Raw genomic sequence first — 477 nt, 5'->3', positions numbered from 1 at the left:
ATGGATCGCCGCCCGCGGCTGGGACATCTCCGGTGTCGAGGAGGCCTGGGCCGAGCGGCTGCGCGAGAAGGGCTTCGAGAAGGTCGAGGCGCGCACCAACGTCGCGACCCCGGTCTTCGACGGCGCCAACGAGGAGGAGATCGTCGGCCTGCTGCAGAACACCGTGCCCAACCGCGACGGTGACCGCATGGTGCAGGAGACCGGCAAGGCCCAGCTGTTCGACGGCCGCTCCGGCGAGCCGTTCCCGTACCCGATCTCGGTCGGCTACATCTACATCCTCAAGCTGCTCCACCTGGTCGACGACAAGATCCACGCCCGGTCGACCGGCCCGTACTCCATGATCACCCAGCAGCCGCTCGGCGGTAAGGCGCAGTTCGGCGGACAGCGCTTCGGTGAGATGGAGGTGTGGGCGCTGGAGGCGTACGGCGCCGCCTACGCCCTGCAGGAGCTCCTGACCATCAAGTCCGACGACGTTCT

General features: G+C 67.9%; 1 protein-coding gene. It reads left to right on the top strand.

Annotated elements, in window-relative coordinates; all coding sequences use genetic code 11:
* Positions 1–477, top strand: a 477-nt coding sequence (locus OUY22_RS36705) for a DNA-directed RNA polymerase subunit beta (protein ID WP_456299861.1), incomplete at both ends; no start/stop codon positions are given.

Source organism: Nonomuraea corallina (assembly GCF_027620315.1).
In the GTDB taxonomy this organism is placed as follows: domain Bacteria; phylum Actinomycetota; class Actinomycetes; order Streptosporangiales; family Streptosporangiaceae; genus Nonomuraea; species Nonomuraea corallina.
Note: the sequence above shows the minus strand (reverse complement) of the source record. Positions and strands in the feature narration are given on the sequence as shown.